This is a genomic window from Pseudarthrobacter sp. ATCC 49987 (genome assembly GCF_009928425.1).
Taxonomy (GTDB): domain Bacteria; phylum Actinomycetota; class Actinomycetes; order Actinomycetales; family Micrococcaceae; genus Arthrobacter.
Window position 1 is genome coordinate 38,781 of the sequence record NZ_JAABNS010000001.1, and the last position, 14,935, is coordinate 53,715.

Sequence of the window (14,935 nt, forward strand, 5' to 3'; positions counted from 1 at the left end):
CATGACCGTCGCAGGGGGCCTGGGCGGCCGCGCCGGCATCGTCTTCCATTCCCGGATCTGCGCCGCCGTGACAGCGGCGTCGTGCCTGGCGCACCTGTGGCTGGTGGCCGCGAACCAGCACGGGACGTGGCTGAACCTGCTGATGCTCGCCATGGTGGCGGTGTGCCTGCCGTGCGCCGCGCACATCTGGCGGCAGGGACGGGCCGGCGCCCTGCGGCAGGTCATGGCCTCGGCACTGGCGATGACCGGGGTGCACGCGGTCCTGCTCCTCGGGGCCGGAGCCGGCGCCTCGGCACATGTCCACCAGGGCGCGGCCACCGCAGCAGCCGGAGCGGCACCCCCGGGCGCCGGGGCGCTGCTGGCGGTCATTGCGCTGGAAATGACGACGGCGCTGCTCGCCGCGACGCTCCTGGCCCGGCTCCGGGAGCGTCAGGCGTGGGAACGCGCCAGCCACGAACTCAGTCGTTAAACAGCCCGGCCAGGTCCTCCGCCGTGAGTGCCCCACCGGAGAGCGCGTCGCCTTCCATGACGTCGGCGAACAGCTGGGACTTCCGGGCCTTGAGCGCCATGACCTTTTCCTCGATGGTGTCCTTGGCGACGAGCCGGTACACCATGACGTTGCGGGCCTGCCCGATCCGGTGCGTGCGGTCCACTGCCTGCGCCTCCGAGGCCGGGTTCCACCACGGGTCCAGCAGGAACACGTAGTCCGCCTCCGTGAGGTTCAGGCCGAAGCCACCGGCTTTGAGGCTGATCAGGAACACCGGGGCGGCGCCGTTCTTGAACTCATTGACGACGTCGGTGCGGTTGCGGGTGCTGCCGTCGAGATAGCAGAACTCGATGTTCTCCTCGACGAGCCGCTCGCGGACCTTGCCCAGGAACCCGGTGAACTGGCTGAAGATGAGGGCGCGGTGCCCTTCCGCCACCAGGTCCTCCAGCTGTTCGAAGAGCACGTCGAGCTTGCTGGACCGGACCCCCGAGAGCGAGGGATCGATCAGCGAGGGATCCAGGCTGAGCTGCCGCAGCAGCGTGAGGGACTGGAAGATCGTGAAGCGGTTCTTGTTGACGTCGTCGATCAGTCCCAGGATCTTCTGGCGTTCGCGCTGCAGGTGCGTCTGGTAGACCTTCTGGTGCCGCGGGTTCAGCACAACCTCGAGGATCTGCTCCTGCTTGGGCGGAAGGTCGTGGATGACCTGTTCCTTGGTGCGCCGCATCATCAGCGGGCGGACCCGACGCCGGAGCTTGTCCAGCTGGGCCTTGTCGCCGTTCTTTTCAACCGGCTTCTGGTAGGACTCGGCGAACCGCTTCGGGCTGGAGAAGAGCCCCGGCGCCACAATCGAGGTGAGCGCCCAGAACTCCATCAGGTTGTTCTCCAGCGGGGTGCCGGTGATCGCGAGTTTGAACACCGCCGGAAGCTTCCGGGCACACTGGTAGGCCTTGGACTGGTGGTTCTTGACGAACTGGGCCTCGTCCAGGACCAGCCCGGCCCACTCCTTGGAGGCGTAGGCCTCGTAGTCGATCCGGAACAGGGCGTAGGACGTAATGACGATGTCCGCACCGGCCATCGCCTCCGTGGGGCTTGAGCCGCTCTTGGCGAAGGTTTCGCTGATGGCGCGCACGGTCAGACCGGGCGCGAACCGCGCGGTCTCCGCCTCCCAGTTGCCCACGACACTTGTGGGGGCCACCACCAGAAAAGGCGCAGCACCGGGCGCAGCACCGGGCGCAGCGCCAGGCACCGTGGCGGCAGCGCTGCCGTCGGCAGCTGCAGCGGGAGCAACTGCCGCGTCCTTAGCGGCGCAGATCAGCGCCAGCGCCTGCACGGTCTTGCCCAGGCCCATGTCATCGGCCAGTACCCCGCCGAGTCCGTGGCGGTAGAGGAAACTGAGCCAGTTGAAGCCCTCCAGCTGGTACGGGCGAAGCTCGGCATTGAGGGTTGCCGGCAACGGCAGGCCCTTCGCGCCGCCTTCCAGCAGCCCGCCGACAGCCTCGCGCCAGGCCGCGGCCTGCTGGTCCACAATGCCGAGTTGCGCCAGTTCGTCCCAGAGCCCGGCCTGGAATCGGCTGATCTGCAGTGGGGCGTCCTTGTTGTCCTGCAGTTCCCGGGCCTCTTCAATCAGGGCCCGGAGCTGGTGGAGTTCGGGCAGGTCCAGAGAGAAATAGGCCCCGCTGGGGAGCAGCATCTTGGTCTGGCCGGCCGCCAGCGCGGAGAAAACGGCCGCGAAGGACACCGGCTGGCCCTCCAGGGAAATCTGGATGCCCAGGTCGAACCAGTCCCGCTGCTCGGTGGCCTTCGTGGAGATGGACACGACCGGCGCCTCTTCGGCCTCCCGGTAGTCGGCGATTTCGCCGGCCGTGTCCACCGAAACGCCGGGGACCTCGCGGAGCCCCGGGAGCAGCTCCTCGGTGAACGCCAGGGTGTCCAGGCCGCTGAGTTCCGCCGAGGCTGACAGCCGCGGCGTTCCCCAGCCTCCCGTGGCCGACTCGCCTAAGGCTGGAACCACATCCCAGGGCTGCCCGACTGCCTCAAGGATGCGGGCCTCGGCAGGGTCGTCGCGGTAGCCGTGATCGCCGGGGTGGCGCCACAGCGGCTGGGCCGTGACGAGCTTGCCGGACTTGTAATGCCATTCCCAGTGCAGCCGGACCCGGTGGTCGGCGCCGTAGTTGGCCAGCAGCGACAGGGTGGGTACGGCCAGCTGGGGCAGCTCCACGGACTCGTCGGAGGCTGTGACCCGGGCGCTCTGCTTGAGCTTGGGATAGAAGCCGGTCAGGAAACGGCTCTCGTCCCGGGCCGGAATGTGCAGCGTGGTTCCGGCCGTGACGAAGGTCAGGAGTTCCTCACTGAGGCCGCCTTCGAGCGGGGCGAGCGTAATGACGGCGTCCGTCGGTGCGGCTCCGGGCAGTGCGTCCGGGCCGGAGGTCAGGAAGATCCCGTGGGCGGGGCGTCCGATGGTCCCGACGGAGGCCGGATCGACCACCTCCCCCTCAACGGTGATGGTGGGGGCGAGCGACAGCCCGCCGTCGTCCGCGTCGCCGGCAGCCGGCAGCACAACGGTGCCGTCCGCCTCGGCGGGGACCGGCGCGGCGCCGAAGCGGGCCAGGTTGAGCCCGACGGATGCCGGCTGCTCAACGAACCGCACGGGTTCCGCCCCGCGGCTGTGGACGAGGGCGACGCCGATCTTCCGGGCCTGGGCCAGCAGGCTCCACAGGTTCTTGCCAGCGTAGGTGTTCAGGCCCAGCCACAGCCCCGTCCCCGCGTGCTGACGGTTCGCCAGGGCGGTGTGTGACGCGAGGAACTCCTGCATCCACTCGACGTGGGCCTCGTTGCACTCGCGCCGGTAGCTCAGGTAGCTCAGGGTGTTCCAGGAGACGTCGCCGCGGATCCATTTTCCCTTCGCGCCCATGATCACCGGACGGGCCTTAAGCTGGCGGACGCTGCGCAGCGGGTCGCGGCGCCCGGTGTAGGAGAAGTGCGGGGCGGGTTCTTCAATTTCGAACTGGAGTGCCAGCGGGATGCCATTGGTGGACTGCGTGATTCCCGGCTGGGCAATCAGCGGGCTGAGCGCCTGTTCCCAGTCCGGCACGTCAAGCACCGGGGCCGGCCGGGACAGTCGGCTGACGTCGGCGGGGGCCAGCAGCTGGACACGGATCGCAGGGTTGTCCTCGGCCGCGAACAACAGGGCGGCAACATGCTTGCAGTCCTTCCGGACCGGGCAGCTGCACACCCCCACGGTGCAGCTCCAGCCGCCCGCCTTCCGGACCAGCTTCGCCGTCGTCGAATACGGCACATCGGAGCCGCCACGCACCTTGCCGAGCATGAGACCGGTGGCGGCGTCGAAGGACATACCCGAAACGCGGCTCCCCATGGCGTAGGCAAGTCCGGCCGCCAGGGAGCGGTCGTTGATCGCGGGAGTCTGTATTGCCAGTGCCGCACTCTCGTCCGGATGGGATGGCATGTGCGCACTACTTTCAGCAGTTGGTCATCTGATCCATCTTAGCGAGCCTGGCGGGACTCCCCGAACCCATGGGACAAGGGACCACAGTGAGTGCTTCGTCTACTGGACCATGACCGGTGCCGGGCGCGCTGTGTCGAAGAGGCGCGCGGCCAGCCGGAGCAGGTGTGCAGGTGCATCTGCCTCGCCGCCGTCGTTTTTGTGTCCGAGGAACACAACCGTCCCGCTGACGGTCTCCTCGAGATGCAGACCTGCTTCGCGGATCAGCACTTCGGCCCGGACGTTCAGGGGCAGGGGGATGAAGTCTGCCTCGTCGTTCAGATAGGCGTGCCAATCCATGCAACTGATTGCTCCGACGTTTCCTTCAACCAGGGTCTGCCGTGTGGCAAGAGCCGTGTCGATCTCCTCGACGCGAATGGGGTGGCTCAGGCGGGCCGGGATAATCAGGGCGGTACGAGTCTGGCGCATGACCGGGTCTTTCTGTGTTTGAACAATCGACAATTTCCACAGGCCTGAAACGCGGTCCAACCGGAAATCACCCGGTGCCCGGTCGGAGCATTGTGAAACGCCCGGTATCGTCCGCTTGGCGTGCATTTAATCGTTTAGCGCGAACTTGGACCGACGCCCTGGTGGCTTGCGTCTCCGCCTGTCACCGTGACCTGCCTGCCGCTGGTGCATCAGGGCTTAGGTGTCACCTCTGGCTTTTTCGCGGCTTTGCGAACAGCATTTCGCTGGTTTCGTTTTTTGCCTTTTTCTCGGCTCTCTTTTCGAGAATCGACTTTCCCGTTTTCTTGGCATTGACATTTCTGGGAGACTTTCCTGACAATGGAATCACGCCTTTCTAAACGCTATCTACCCATCACCATACCTACTTATATTTTAAATGCCAGTCCACGTGTTTAGGGCGGATTATGGACCGTGCTGGGACCCAAAAGAGCCCGGGATTTAAACGTCCGAACGAAGGCACAACCTGAAGAGCGTTGGCCGGGTCACCCAAACTTCGCCGGACGTTCAGCTGCGGCTCAACCGCAGCGCCGGCGGTGCCACGTACCGTGAAAGGGATCGGAGCACCACCCGCCTTAAGCAGTGAGGATTTTCCATGAGCAACGGCCTTTCCACCACCCTGCCCGCCACCGGTTACGCGACGGTCCTGCCGCGGGCGGTCATCAACGGCAGCGACGCGGACGTCGTTGACGCAAACGTGGACGTGGTCAATGCCATGTACGCGGAGTTGCTCGACATCGAGGAAATCGCGCCGAACGCGCTGCGCAGCTACTACGTCGACTTCTACCTGACGCAGTCGCTGGGCGGCGGGTTCGCCCAGTACGTCTTTACCGCGCCCGAACGCCAGGACATCGACGCCTACATCCGGGCCGGGCTCGAAAGCATGGGGGCCGCCGCTCACCTGGACCTCTTCAACCGCACCGTGGCTGCCTTCGATTCCCTCTCCGAGGAGGAAGCAGACGCGTATCTTGATGGGGACGCGGATCTGGACAGCGGCACGGACGGCGTCCCGGACGTGGTCGGACTCCTGGAAGAGCTCGACAGCGAGTTCGAAACCCTGCTGGAGACCGAAGACATCATCGCGCTGAACGCCGCGTGGCTCCGGGACCTGGCAGACCTCCTGGTCCTGGACGAGGAGGAGCTCGACCGCCACATCGCCGAGCGTGTGTCCCGGATCCCGAACCTGGCGGAGCGCCAGGCCGAGGCCGCTGAAGGTGATCTGCTCGACATGCCGGAATTCGAAATGATCATCCGCGAGCTCTGCGACGTGGCAGGCCACACCCTCCTGAAGATCACCATGGGCGACCCCAACTATGACCACGAGGGCCAGACCACCCTGGCCTGGCATTTCACCACGGACCAGGGCGAGTTCCTCATGCTCGAGGACGAACGCGAAGCGGTCATGATCCACCCGGAGAGCAAGGAGATTCTGGCCGCCGTCGAGTTCGAGGTCGAGGACGACTGAGCCCGAACAACTGCCACCGGCCGCGGCCGGCGGCAGTGATGGCCGGCAGTTAGTACCCGGAGGTGCCGGTGATCATGTCACCTGAGGGGGCCACGAGGTACCAGACGCTGCCCACACCCTGGCCCCGGATGTCCCCGGCCGCCGCATCCTTGGCGTAGTAGTACACGGGCATCCCGTTGATGGTCAGCTGCTTCTTGCCCTCCGGGGTGGCGATGGTGCCCACGGTGCCGGTGACGCCGTCGACCGTTGGCGTGTCACCGGCGGCGAGGGCCGGAGGCCATGCGGCGATGCACCCGCCGGTGCAGGTGCTCGTCCCGGAGTCTTTGACGTCCTTCGTGTAGAAGTAGACGCTCATGCCTTTGCCGTCGACGACGATCCTGCCGGCGGTGGAATCCGCGACCTTGAGATCCGGCCCGGCCGCGGCCGGTGCAGAGGTGGAAGCCGGAGCCGAACCCGCTGCGGCACTGCCGGGCGGCGTCGTGGCGGCCGCCGGCGTCGTGGACGTGGCAGTCCCGCTGGTGCCGGCACAGCCGGAGAGCAGTGCGGCGAGGGCGAAAGCGGACAGGCCAATGCTGAGGTGCTTTTTCATGTGCTGCTCCTTGAGTCGAACCGGCCAACTGGCCAGGCCGGCGCTAACCGTTACGACGCCTCCGGAGGAAGAATGGTTCACAGGACTGCGCCCCGGAACCCGTACGTGAACCGTTCCGGCGATCCGCACGTCATAGGGGGAACAGGCGCACAAACCCACCCGGGGAGGACGGTCATGTCGCTCGACGAAGACGTGGTGGCGGCGATTTACCGCGACCACGGGCCGGCGCTCAGGCGTTTCGTCCTGAGTGCCTGCCGGGATCCGCACATGGCGGACGACGTCGTGCAGGAAACAGTGCTGCGGGTCTGGCAGCAGGCCCCCCAGATCACGGGAAGCCTGCGCAGCTACCTGTTCCGGACGGCCCGCAACATCATGATCGACAACTACCGCAAGGCCCAGCGCCGGCCCCGCGAGGCGACAGAACGGGACCTGGCAGACCCGGCCGACGGCGAGGAACGCGTGGACGAACTCCTCAACCGGGTACTGATGGAAGAGGCGCTGCTCCGGCTCAGCGCGGAGCACCGGGACGTTCTGGTGGCCCTCCATTACCGCCGCTACACCGTGCAGGAGGCATCGGTCAGTTTGAATATCCCCAGCGGAACAGTGAAGTCCCGCGCGTTCTACGCCGTGCGGGCCCTCCGGACGATCCTTGATGAGATGGGGGTGCAGCGGTGAGCGCCACGGACCTGCACCAACTGCTCGGCGCCTACCTGCTCGGCGGGCTGGAACCCGAGGAGGCCGCCGCCTTTGAGCAGCACCTGGGCAGCTGCGCGGACTGCCGGCGTGAGCTGGACGAGCTGGCCAGCCTCCCGGCGCTGCTGGACGCGCTCCCGGTGCCCGACGCCGTCGCCCTCGGCGCCGCTGCCGCCACCACCGGGCGGAAACCGGCGACGCCGGAACCGCCGCCGTCGGGCCCCACGCCTGCCGTCATGCCGCGGCAGCTTCTCGACGAACTGTCCACACGTCGCCGGAGAATACGACGCCGGTGGACCGCAGCGCTCGCCGCAGCGGCAGCGGGCTGCCTGGCTCTCGGAATCCTGGCGGCGCCGCTGGTCAATCAGCCGCCCAAGCCGGACGCCAGCTACTCCGTCCAGGCCGGCGACGGGCTGCAGTTCACGGTGGGGATGGTCAAAAAGACCTGGGGCACTGAGCTCGCCGTCGAAGGCCGGAGCCTCCCGGTGGACGGGACCCTGTCGCTGTGGGTGAAGGCCAGCGACGGCGGCGAAGACCGCGCCTGCGCATGGACGGCAACGCCGAGCGGGAGGGTCAGGATCACCGGAGCCACGCCCCTGCAGCTTGCCAACATAGCCAGCGTTGAGATGCGGAACGGGCAGCAGCAGACCATGGCCGTCATCGCCGTGCCGCGGGAATAACAGCGGCGACGCCCCCGGGACTGGAAAGCCGGCCCGGAGTTTGCAGCTGGTGCGTGCCCTGACTCACACGGCAGGGCGATCACCTCATGAAGCGGGATGACGGACCGTCGTCGTAATTTCCTGCGCCGTGTGAAGCCACGTTGCGCTCTGCGTCCGCAGGTTTCGCCTGGTATTGGGAACCGGAAGCAACGGTGGTTGATTGGGGGAAAGCCTCGAAAGGAAACTGCCATGACGGATCATTCTGACCTGAGCCCGCAACGGCTCCGTCACGTTTTGGGTCATTTCGCCACCGGGTTGACGGTGATCACCGCTGCCACAAGTGACGGCCCTGCCGGGTTTACCTGCCAGTCCTTTTCTTCCCTATCGCTGGAGCCCGCCCTGGTGACTTTCAGCCCGGCCCGGACGTCCTCGACCTGGCCGCTGCTGCGCGGGGCAGGGAAGTTCACAGTGAACATCCTGGCCCAGGAGCATCAGCATCTGGCCGCCCAGTTCGCCCGGTCGGGAACCGAAAAATTCGCCGGAGCCGACCACGCGCCGTCCCCGCTGGGCAACCCTGTGCTGCCCGAGGCCCTGGCCTGGGTGGACTGCGAACTCCATCAGGAATACGACGGCGGCGATCACACGATCGTGGTCGCCGCCGTCCGCTCCCTCAGTGCACGCACGGACGCGGAACCCCTGCTCTTCTACAGGGGCAACTACTACGGCGTTCAGCTCCGCGACGCGCTGCTTCCCGGCGCCGCCTGACCACGGCAGGCACGCCGCCTGCCGTGGTCCCACTGCGCCCGGCTAAACCCGCAGCGGAGCCAGGTCGTTCGGCTTCACTGTTGCTGCGGCCGACAGGTCGCTGAAGGCACCGCGATAGCGCGTTGCGGGGTGGGTTGGCTCCAGCTTCGGGCCACGGCCGAAAACCTTCTCACGCAGCGTGCCCGGCGCGTACTCCGTCTGGGCCAGGCCGCGGCGCTGCAACTCGGGCAGCACGCCCTGGATGAAGTCCGTGTAGGACCCGGGGATGATCTGGTTGATGATGTTCACACCATCGATCCCGGCATCCTGCCAGCGTTCCAGTTCGTCCACAATCTGATCCGGGGTGCCGGCGATCTGCTGGGCCTTGGCACGGTAGCGTGCCAGGTCACCGATCGTAGGCTTGCCGCCGGGCACGGACGCAATGGCGGCTTGAAGAACACCCTGGGCGCCCTCGGTCTCGACGTCGCCCAGCGGGGTATCGAGCGGGAGGCCGCCCAGATCGACGCCGATCCCGCCGCCGATATGCGCGATGATCGTGTGGAGATCCAGGTACTCGTCGTATTCGGCCTGCTTGCGGGCGACCTCTGCCTCGGTGCTGCCGATTACGAAGGACAGTCCGCCAAAGATCTTGACGTCGCCGGCGGCCCGGCCTGCCGCGGCTTCGAGGGCCCGGATCGAGGCAGTTTGTTTCTTGACGTAGTCAACGTTGGGCGCAAAGAGGAAGGTTGCCTCCGCGTTCTCCGCAGCGAATTTCTTGCCGCGGGCGGAACTCCCCGCCTGGAACAGGAACGGCGTGCGCTGCGGGCTGGGTGCGACCAGGTGTGGGCCGTCAATGGAGTAACGGGTCCCGCGGTGGTTGACCTTGTGGACCTTCGACGGATCCGCGTGGATGCCGCGGACCTTGTCGGCCAGCAGTGCGTCGTCGTCCCAGGAACCCTCCCAGAGCTTGTAGACGGCCTCGGTGTATTCCTCGGCCCAGTCGTACCGGTCGTCGTGCGGAGTGAGCCCGGCGTTGCCGAAGTTCCGGTGGGCGTTCTCCAACACACTGGTAACGATGTTCCAGGCGACACGGCCATTGGAAATATGGTCCAGGGTCGACAGCTGACGGGCCAGCTGGAACGGATCCGACTGGATCACCGAGCTCGTCATGGCGAGGCCAATATCCTTGGTCACCGCGGCCAGTGCGGAGCAGAGCACCAGCGGATCGTTCGAGGGGACCTGAAGCCCCCGCTCGACCAGCGAGGCCCAGCCGCCCTCGTGGTCACCGTACAGCCCCACGACGTCGGCGAAGAACATCGCATCGAATTTCGCCTCCTCCAGCTCGCGGGCCAGATCGACCCACAGCTGCAGCTCGTTGAAGCGGTGCTGCTGCGCCTCCGGATGCCGCCACTGGCCCCCCAGGATGTGGGTGGTTGTGTTCATCACGAAAGCGCTCAGGAGCAGCCGGGGACGTTCGTCAAAGGTCCCCATCAGGAATCGCTCCCCTGGCTGGACGTGGTTGCCGGGACCGCGTCGCCGATGCTGTGGAGGCCCGTGGGGATGGTTCCGTTGATGTGATAATCGCCGACGGACCGCGCCTTGAACACCACCGGGTTGTGGGTGGCTACCGTCCGGGCGTTGCGCCAGTGCCGGTCCAGCCCCTTGCCGCGGCTGGTCGACGAAGCGCCGGTGACATCGAACAGCTCATTCGCCGCGGCCAGAACCAGGCCGGGGACGCTCACATGGGCCTGCTGCACCCCCAGCTCGGCCCGGACGAAGGCCGCCTCCACCTCAAGTCCCAGCGAAGGGTCGACGGCGGCATCCAGATCGCGTGCGGCTGCCACCACGATGGACTCGGCGGCGTAGACGCCGGCGGCGATCTGGCCAACGCGTTCCTGGATCAGCGGATCGTCCCGGAACAGCGAACCTGACCCGGTGTTGAACGTGCGGGTGCGCTCGCGGACCAGCTGGCTGGCGTCGCGAAGAGCCGCGTGGCCGATTCCGACGAGTACGGTCAGCAGTGCGAGCTGGAAGAACGCCGGTTCCAGCGTGCTGGTGACCTTGCGCTGGATGATGTCCCCGGCGTCGACCTCCACGTCCGCAAAGATGGCCGTTCCGGTGCCGGTGAGCGGCTGCCCGAACCCGTCCCAGTCGTCAAGGATCGTGACTTTGGGGTCGTTGACGCGGACCAACGCGTACTGGCGGCCCTCACGGCCTTCCGTGCTCGCCATGACCACGACCCAGTCGGCGAAGATGCTGCCCGTTGTGTAGTACTTTTCGCCCTTGAGCAGCCAGCGGCCCTCCTCCTCGCGAAGCTTGGTCTGGGTGGTGCCCAGGGCGTTGCCGGAGCGTTCCGTGGCGGCGTTGCCGAAGATCTCCCCGGCGAGTACGCGGGGGAACCAGCGGTTGCGGAATTCGATGGGCTGCAGCGCAATCGTTTCCACGAACGAGAAGTGGGACCGCAGCAGGTGTGAAACGTTGGAGTCCGCGGCGGCGAGTTCGATCAGCAGCCGGCTCAGGTGCTCATAGCTGACGGGGTCCCCGCCGTGCGCGGCGGGGACCCGGATGGTGGTGAATCCGCTTTCCTTCAGCCAGGCAACGGGCTCGAACGGCAGGACGTGGTTGGACTCGCGTTCCAGGGCACCTTCTGCGATCCGCGCGAAGACATCCTGGAAGCGGGCGGCCAACGCCGCGTAGCGGGCCTCTCCGCTGAGTTCTCTTACTTCTGTCGAGACAGTCATCTTGTTCCTAACGTTGAAGGGGGACTGACGTTCTTAGTGGCCGGTTGCCGCAACGAGGTCGCGCAGGCGGTGGCCAGGGTTGGAATCGAGCAACAGACGTGTGTAGTCGCTTTGCGGGTTGGAGAAGACCTGCGCAGTCGGGCCGACTTCCCGCAGCTGGCCCCGACTCATCACGCCGACGTCTTGGGCGAAGCGTTCAACAACGTGCAGGTCGTGGGAAATGAACAAGTATGAAAGTCCCAGGTCGCGTTGCAGGTTTTCGAGCAGGACCAGAATCTGGGCCTGCGTCAGGACGTCCAGGGCGGAGAGGGCCTCGTCAAGCACGATGGTGCGGGCGCCAAGCGCGAGGGCCCGGGCGATCGCCACGCGCTGGCGCTGGCCGCCGGAGAGTTCCTTGGTCCTGCTGCCGGTGACGCGTGCGGGGAGGTTCACCTGGTCAAGGAGTTCGGCAACCCGGGCACAACGTTCAAGGCGCGACCCGACACGGAAATTCACCAGGGGTTCGGCGACGATGTCTCGAACGGTTAGCCGCGGGTCGAGCGCCGAATCCGGGTTTTGGTACACCAGCTGCAGGGAGCGCCACAGCTCCCGTTTGTCCTTTCCCTGGGTCGACGTGACATCGTTCCCGTGAACCATCACGGTGCCCGACGTCGGGTCCAGCAGCCGCATGATCATGCGGGCCGTTGTGGACTTGCCCGAACCGGATTCGCCGACCAGCGCGAAGGTGGTTCCTTGGCGCACCGCAAAATTGACGTCATCCACGGCGCGGTGTTCAGTCTCGCCCCGGCCGAAGACCTTGGTGAGGCCGCGGACTTCGATCGCAGCAACCGGTTCCTCGCGGGCCGTATCCACGTCGGCCCGGTCAGTCTTAGGGGCGGCAGGATAGGCCTCCCGGAGCAGCCTGACCGTGTAGTCGTCCTCCGGCTGCGCCAGGATGTCGGCGACCGGACGGTCTTCAAGGATCCTGCCCTGCCGCATCACCACGATCCGGTCGGCCAGATCGGTTGCGACGGCCAGGTCATGCGTCACGAAGATGACGGCCGTCCCGTGGTCCCGCGCCAGCCTGCTGAAGACCTCGAGCACCCGGCGCTGCACGGTGACGTCCAGCGCCGAGGTCGGCTCATCCGCAATCAGCAGCTTCGGTCCCAGGCTGAAGGCGATCGCGATCAGGACCCGTTGCTTGAGTCCGCCGGAGAGTTCATGGGGGTACTGCTTCAGCCGCTCCGCGGGGCGGTCGATGCCCACCAGTTCGAAGAGCCGGATGACCTCCGCCCGGATCTCGCTCTTGGAGCGCCTGCCTTCTTCCGGGTGCAGCCGGAAGACCTCGGCCACCTGGGATCCGACCGTCTTCACCGGATCCAGCGACGCGCCGGGATCCTGCGGAACCATGCCGATCTTACGTCCACGGATTTTCTCCATTGCACGTTCAGAAAGCCCGGTCAGCTCAATGCCGTCGAACACGATGGTTCCGGCAGAGACCGCGGCCGCTTCGGGGAGAAGGCCGATGAGCGATTTGGCGAGTGTGCTTTTTCCGGAACCGGATTCACCAACGACGGCAACGATTTCGCCCGGTTTGAGGACCAGCTCGAGTGAATCTGCGGCCACGACCGCCCCTGGTCCGCGGCCGTATTCGACGTGCAATCCGCGCACCTCAAGCAGGGGTCCGGGTTCGGCTTTGGGATTTACTGTGTTGATGGTCATGGGGCTCCTGACTAAAACCGGAAGATCTTGAGAAGTTGGCGTCCGAGACCGGCCAAGAGCACGACCGTTAGCACGATGACCAGGCCCGGCAGGCTGGTCATCCACCACGCGCCAGCGAGGTATTGCCGACCCTCAGAGATCAGCAAGCCCCATTCCGGGGTGGGCGGAGGGGCACCGAAGCCGAGGAAGCCAAGTCCGGAAATTGCGAGAATGGCAGCTCCAAGGTCGACTGCCAGCAGTGCGAGCACCGGGCCGCAGGAGTTCGGCAGGACATGCTTCCAGACGACGGACCAGTACGATCCCCCGTTGAGGAAGGCGGCCTCGACGTAGTCCAGGTTGCGCACGCGCAGGACTTCCGAGCGGACCACGCGGGCGAACGAGGCAATCGAGGCGATGCCCACGCCGACGCCGAGCGAGATTGGTCCGGGCGCGAACGCCGTCACGATGATCAGGGAGATCAGGAATCCCGGCACCGCCAGGAGCACGTCCACGAGGCGCATGGTGCTCGAATCCGCGGCCCGGCCGGCCGTCGCAGCAAACAGGCCCAGGGCCGTTCCCACCACGAATCCGATCAGGACAGCGAGCCCTGCGGTGAGCAGGGTCTGCGAGGTGCCATGCACGACCCTCGCGTAGACATCCCGGCCCAAGTGGTCGGTACCGAACCAGTGCCCGGCACTTGGCGGCTGGAACTTCTGCTTCGGAATGCCGCTGATGGGGTCGAAGGCGCTGAAGAGGCCCGGCAGAAATGCCCACCCCAGGACGATCAGCAACGGAAGGACGGTCAGCCACAGGCCCGCCGAGCGCAGGATGCTTCTTTCGCGCTTTCCCGGGCCAATCGCTGCGGCGCTGCCACCGGCAGGAGGCAGCGCGGCCTCATCAATAGGATCTGTTGGTAGTAGGTTGAGGCTCACAAGGTTCTCCGTTCGGTCTCAGGCAGCCAGTGCTCGTGGCGAGCCGTGGGCACTGCTCTTGAGGATGCGGGGATCCAGCAGCGGATACAGCAGGTCGACGATCAGGTTCACTGCAACGAACGCCGACGCCGTCAGCAGGACCAGGCCCTGGACCAGCGGGACATCCTGGACGGTGACGGCCTGGAGGACCACCGAGCCAAGGCCGGAGCGGGCGAAGACGGTCTCCGTGATGACGGAACCGGCAAGCAGGGTTCCGACCGTGATGCCGGCAATGGTCATTGCCGGACCCGCAGCATTCTTCAGGGCGTGGCGGTAGAAGATCCATGCGGGGGACGCGCCCTTGGCCCGCAGTACGTCGATAAACGGTTGCTCATAGACGTGAGTGATGCTCTTGAGCAGTACCTGCGCGATCGGGGCGGAAACGTGAAGGGCCAGGACAAGGACGGGAACTGCCAGCGATGCAAAGGAACCGTCCGGGAACAGGGACATCACACCGAGCTGGATGGACAGCAGCTGCAGCAGCACCAGCCCGAGCCAGAACACCGGAACCGCTGCGAACAACGGCGGGAGATTGGTGATGAAGCGCTGCAGCGCCGTCGAGCGGCTCAACCAGGCCGCGGCCACGAGGGCCACAGCCAGGACGACGGCCAACACGAAGGCACTGGAGGCCAGCGCCAGGGTGGATCCGGCCACCGCGCCGATGCGGGTCGCCACCGACTGTCCGGAGGCCAGGGAGTACCCGACGTCTCCACCGAGCAACTGCCCAAGCTGGTTGAAATACTGCACCAGCAGGGGCTGGTCGTAGCCGTATTGGGCCTTCATGGCATCAATCGTTGCCTGGTCAGCCGCGGCGTCCGCCGAGAGGAAGATCGTGACCGGATCGCTGGGCAGCAGCTGTATTGCCAGGAAGACGAGCGTGTACGCCAGCCAGATGACAAGCAGTGCCTGTCCGAGGCGCCGCGCAAAGTAAAGACCCATGAC

The 14,935-nt window shown here is 66.2% G+C and carries 13 protein-coding genes; 5 read left to right on the forward strand and 8 right to left on the reverse strand.

The window, feature by feature from the left end; genetic code table 11:
- Window position 1: 1 nt before the first annotated feature.
- A complete protein-coding gene (locus GXK59_RS00180; RefSeq protein ID WP_160663363.1) occupies window positions 2-469 on the forward strand; it encodes a hypothetical protein in 468 nt (155 codons plus the stop codon).
- Here GXK59_RS00180 and GXK59_RS00185 read toward each other — a convergent pair.
- Together GXK59_RS00185 and GXK59_RS00190 are read right to left on the reverse strand one after the other, a co-directional pair.
- Entirely contained in the window at window positions 459-3,950 is a 3,492-nt protein-coding gene (locus tag GXK59_RS00185; protein ID WP_160663365.1) for a DEAD/DEAH box helicase, read from the reverse strand. The genes GXK59_RS00180 and GXK59_RS00185 overlap by 11 nt on opposite strands.
- Before the next feature lie 99 nt (window positions 3,951-4,049).
- Complete coding sequence (locus tag GXK59_RS00190) at window positions 4,050-4,415, reverse strand: DUF3846 domain-containing protein (RefSeq protein ID WP_160663367.1); 366 nt, start codon at window positions 4,413-4,415, stop codon at window positions 4,050-4,052.
- Window positions 4,416-5,046: 631 nt separating this feature from the next.
- Here GXK59_RS00190 and GXK59_RS00195 point away from each other — a divergent pair.
- Window positions 5,047-5,916: a DMP19 family protein gene (locus GXK59_RS00195; RefSeq protein ID WP_237393709.1), complete on the forward strand. Its 870-nt coding sequence runs from the start codon at window positions 5,047-5,049 to the stop codon at window positions 5,914-5,916.
- Between the two features lie 49 nt (window positions 5,917-5,965).
- Here the strand turns inward: GXK59_RS00195 and GXK59_RS00200 are convergent, their stop codons facing one another.
- A complete protein-coding gene (locus GXK59_RS00200) occupies window positions 5,966-6,505 on the reverse strand; it encodes a COG4315 family predicted lipoprotein (protein WP_160663369.1) in 540 nt (179 codons plus the stop codon).
- Window positions 6,506-6,679: 174 nt separating this feature from the next.
- On the opposite strand from GXK59_RS00200, the gene GXK59_RS00205 reads away from it, so the two are divergent.
- From GXK59_RS00205 to GXK59_RS00215, 3 genes are all read left to right on the forward strand, one after another.
- Entirely contained in the window at window positions 6,680-7,180 is a 501-nt protein-coding gene (locus tag GXK59_RS00205) for a sigma-70 family RNA polymerase sigma factor (RefSeq protein ID WP_160663371.1), read from the forward strand.
- Entirely contained in the window at window positions 7,177-7,878 is a 702-nt protein-coding gene (locus tag GXK59_RS00210) for an anti-sigma factor family protein (protein ID WP_160663373.1), read from the forward strand. The genes GXK59_RS00205 and GXK59_RS00210 overlap by 4 nt, the downstream gene beginning before the upstream one ends.
- A gap of 228 nt (window positions 7,879-8,106) precedes the next feature.
- Window positions 8,107-8,622 (forward strand): flavin reductase family protein, encoded by a 516-nt coding sequence (locus GXK59_RS00215; protein WP_160663375.1) that lies wholly within the window; start codon window positions 8,107-8,109, stop codon window positions 8,620-8,622.
- Window positions 8,623-8,664: 42 nt separating this feature from the next.
- Here the strand turns inward: GXK59_RS00215 and GXK59_RS00220 are convergent, their stop codons facing one another.
- From GXK59_RS00220 to GXK59_RS00240, 5 genes are read right to left on the reverse strand one after another with little or no spacing between them, the layout of a single operon-like run.
- Window positions 8,665-10,092: an NtaA/DmoA family FMN-dependent monooxygenase gene (locus GXK59_RS00220; protein ID WP_160663377.1), complete on the reverse strand. Its 1,428-nt coding sequence runs from the start codon at window positions 10,090-10,092 to the stop codon at window positions 8,665-8,667.
- On the reverse strand, window positions 10,092-11,342 hold the full coding sequence (locus GXK59_RS00225; RefSeq protein WP_160663379.1) for an acyl-CoA dehydrogenase family protein: 1,251 nt from the start codon (window positions 11,340-11,342) through the stop codon (window positions 10,092-10,094). Before GXK59_RS00225 ends, GXK59_RS00220 begins: the two co-directional genes overlap by 1 nt.
- Window positions 11,343-11,375: 33 nt before the next feature.
- Entirely contained in the window at window positions 11,376-13,043 is a 1,668-nt protein-coding gene (locus GXK59_RS00230; protein ID WP_160663381.1) for a dipeptide ABC transporter ATP-binding protein, read from the reverse strand.
- Window positions 13,044-13,054: 11 nt separating this feature from the next.
- Window positions 13,055-13,954: an ABC transporter permease gene (locus tag GXK59_RS00235; protein WP_237393710.1), complete on the reverse strand. Its 900-nt coding sequence runs from the start codon at window positions 13,952-13,954 to the stop codon at window positions 13,055-13,057.
- A gap of 18 nt (window positions 13,955-13,972) precedes the next feature.
- Window positions 13,973-14,932, reverse strand: coding sequence for an ABC transporter permease (locus tag GXK59_RS00240; protein ID WP_160663383.1), 960 nt, complete (start codon window positions 14,930-14,932; stop codon window positions 13,973-13,975).
- Between the last annotated feature and the right edge of the window lie 3 nt (window positions 14,933-14,935).

What these genes read in the sequence shown, in the direction of transcription:
- GXK59_RS00180 (WP_160663363.1), top strand. Translation starts at nt 2, where the DNA reads ATGACCGTCGCAGGGGGCCTGGGCGGCCGCGCCGGCATCGTCTTCCAT.
- GXK59_RS00185 (WP_160663365.1), bottom strand. Translation starts at nt 3,950, where the DNA reads ATGCCATCCCATCCGGACGAGAGTGCGGCACTGGCAATACAGACTCCC.
- GXK59_RS00190 (WP_160663367.1), bottom strand. Translation starts at nt 4,415, where the DNA reads ATGCGCCAGACTCGTACCGCCCTGATTATCCCGGCCCGCCTGAGCCAC.
- GXK59_RS00195 (WP_237393709.1), top strand. Translation starts at nt 5,047, where the DNA reads ATGAGCAACGGCCTTTCCACCACCCTGCCCGCCACCGGTTACGCGACG.
- GXK59_RS00200 (WP_160663369.1), bottom strand. Translation starts at nt 6,505, where the DNA reads ATGAAAAAGCACCTCAGCATTGGCCTGTCCGCTTTCGCCCTCGCCGCA.
- GXK59_RS00205 (WP_160663371.1), top strand. Translation starts at nt 6,680, where the DNA reads ATGTCGCTCGACGAAGACGTGGTGGCGGCGATTTACCGCGACCACGGG.
- GXK59_RS00215 (WP_160663375.1), top strand. Translation starts at nt 8,107, where the DNA reads ATGACGGATCATTCTGACCTGAGCCCGCAACGGCTCCGTCACGTTTTG.
- GXK59_RS00220 (WP_160663377.1), bottom strand. Translation starts at nt 10,092, where the DNA reads ATGGGGACCTTTGACGAACGTCCCCGGCTGCTCCTGAGCGCTTTCGTG.
- GXK59_RS00225 (WP_160663379.1), bottom strand. Translation starts at nt 11,342, where the DNA reads ATGACTGTCTCGACAGAAGTAAGAGAACTCAGCGGAGAGGCCCGCTAC.
- GXK59_RS00230 (WP_160663381.1), bottom strand. Translation starts at nt 13,043, where the DNA reads ATGACCATCAACACAGTAAATCCCAAAGCCGAACCCGGACCCCTGCTT.
- GXK59_RS00240 (WP_160663383.1), bottom strand. Translation starts at nt 14,932, where the DNA reads ATGGGTCTTTACTTTGCGCGGCGCCTCGGACAGGCACTGCTTGTCATC.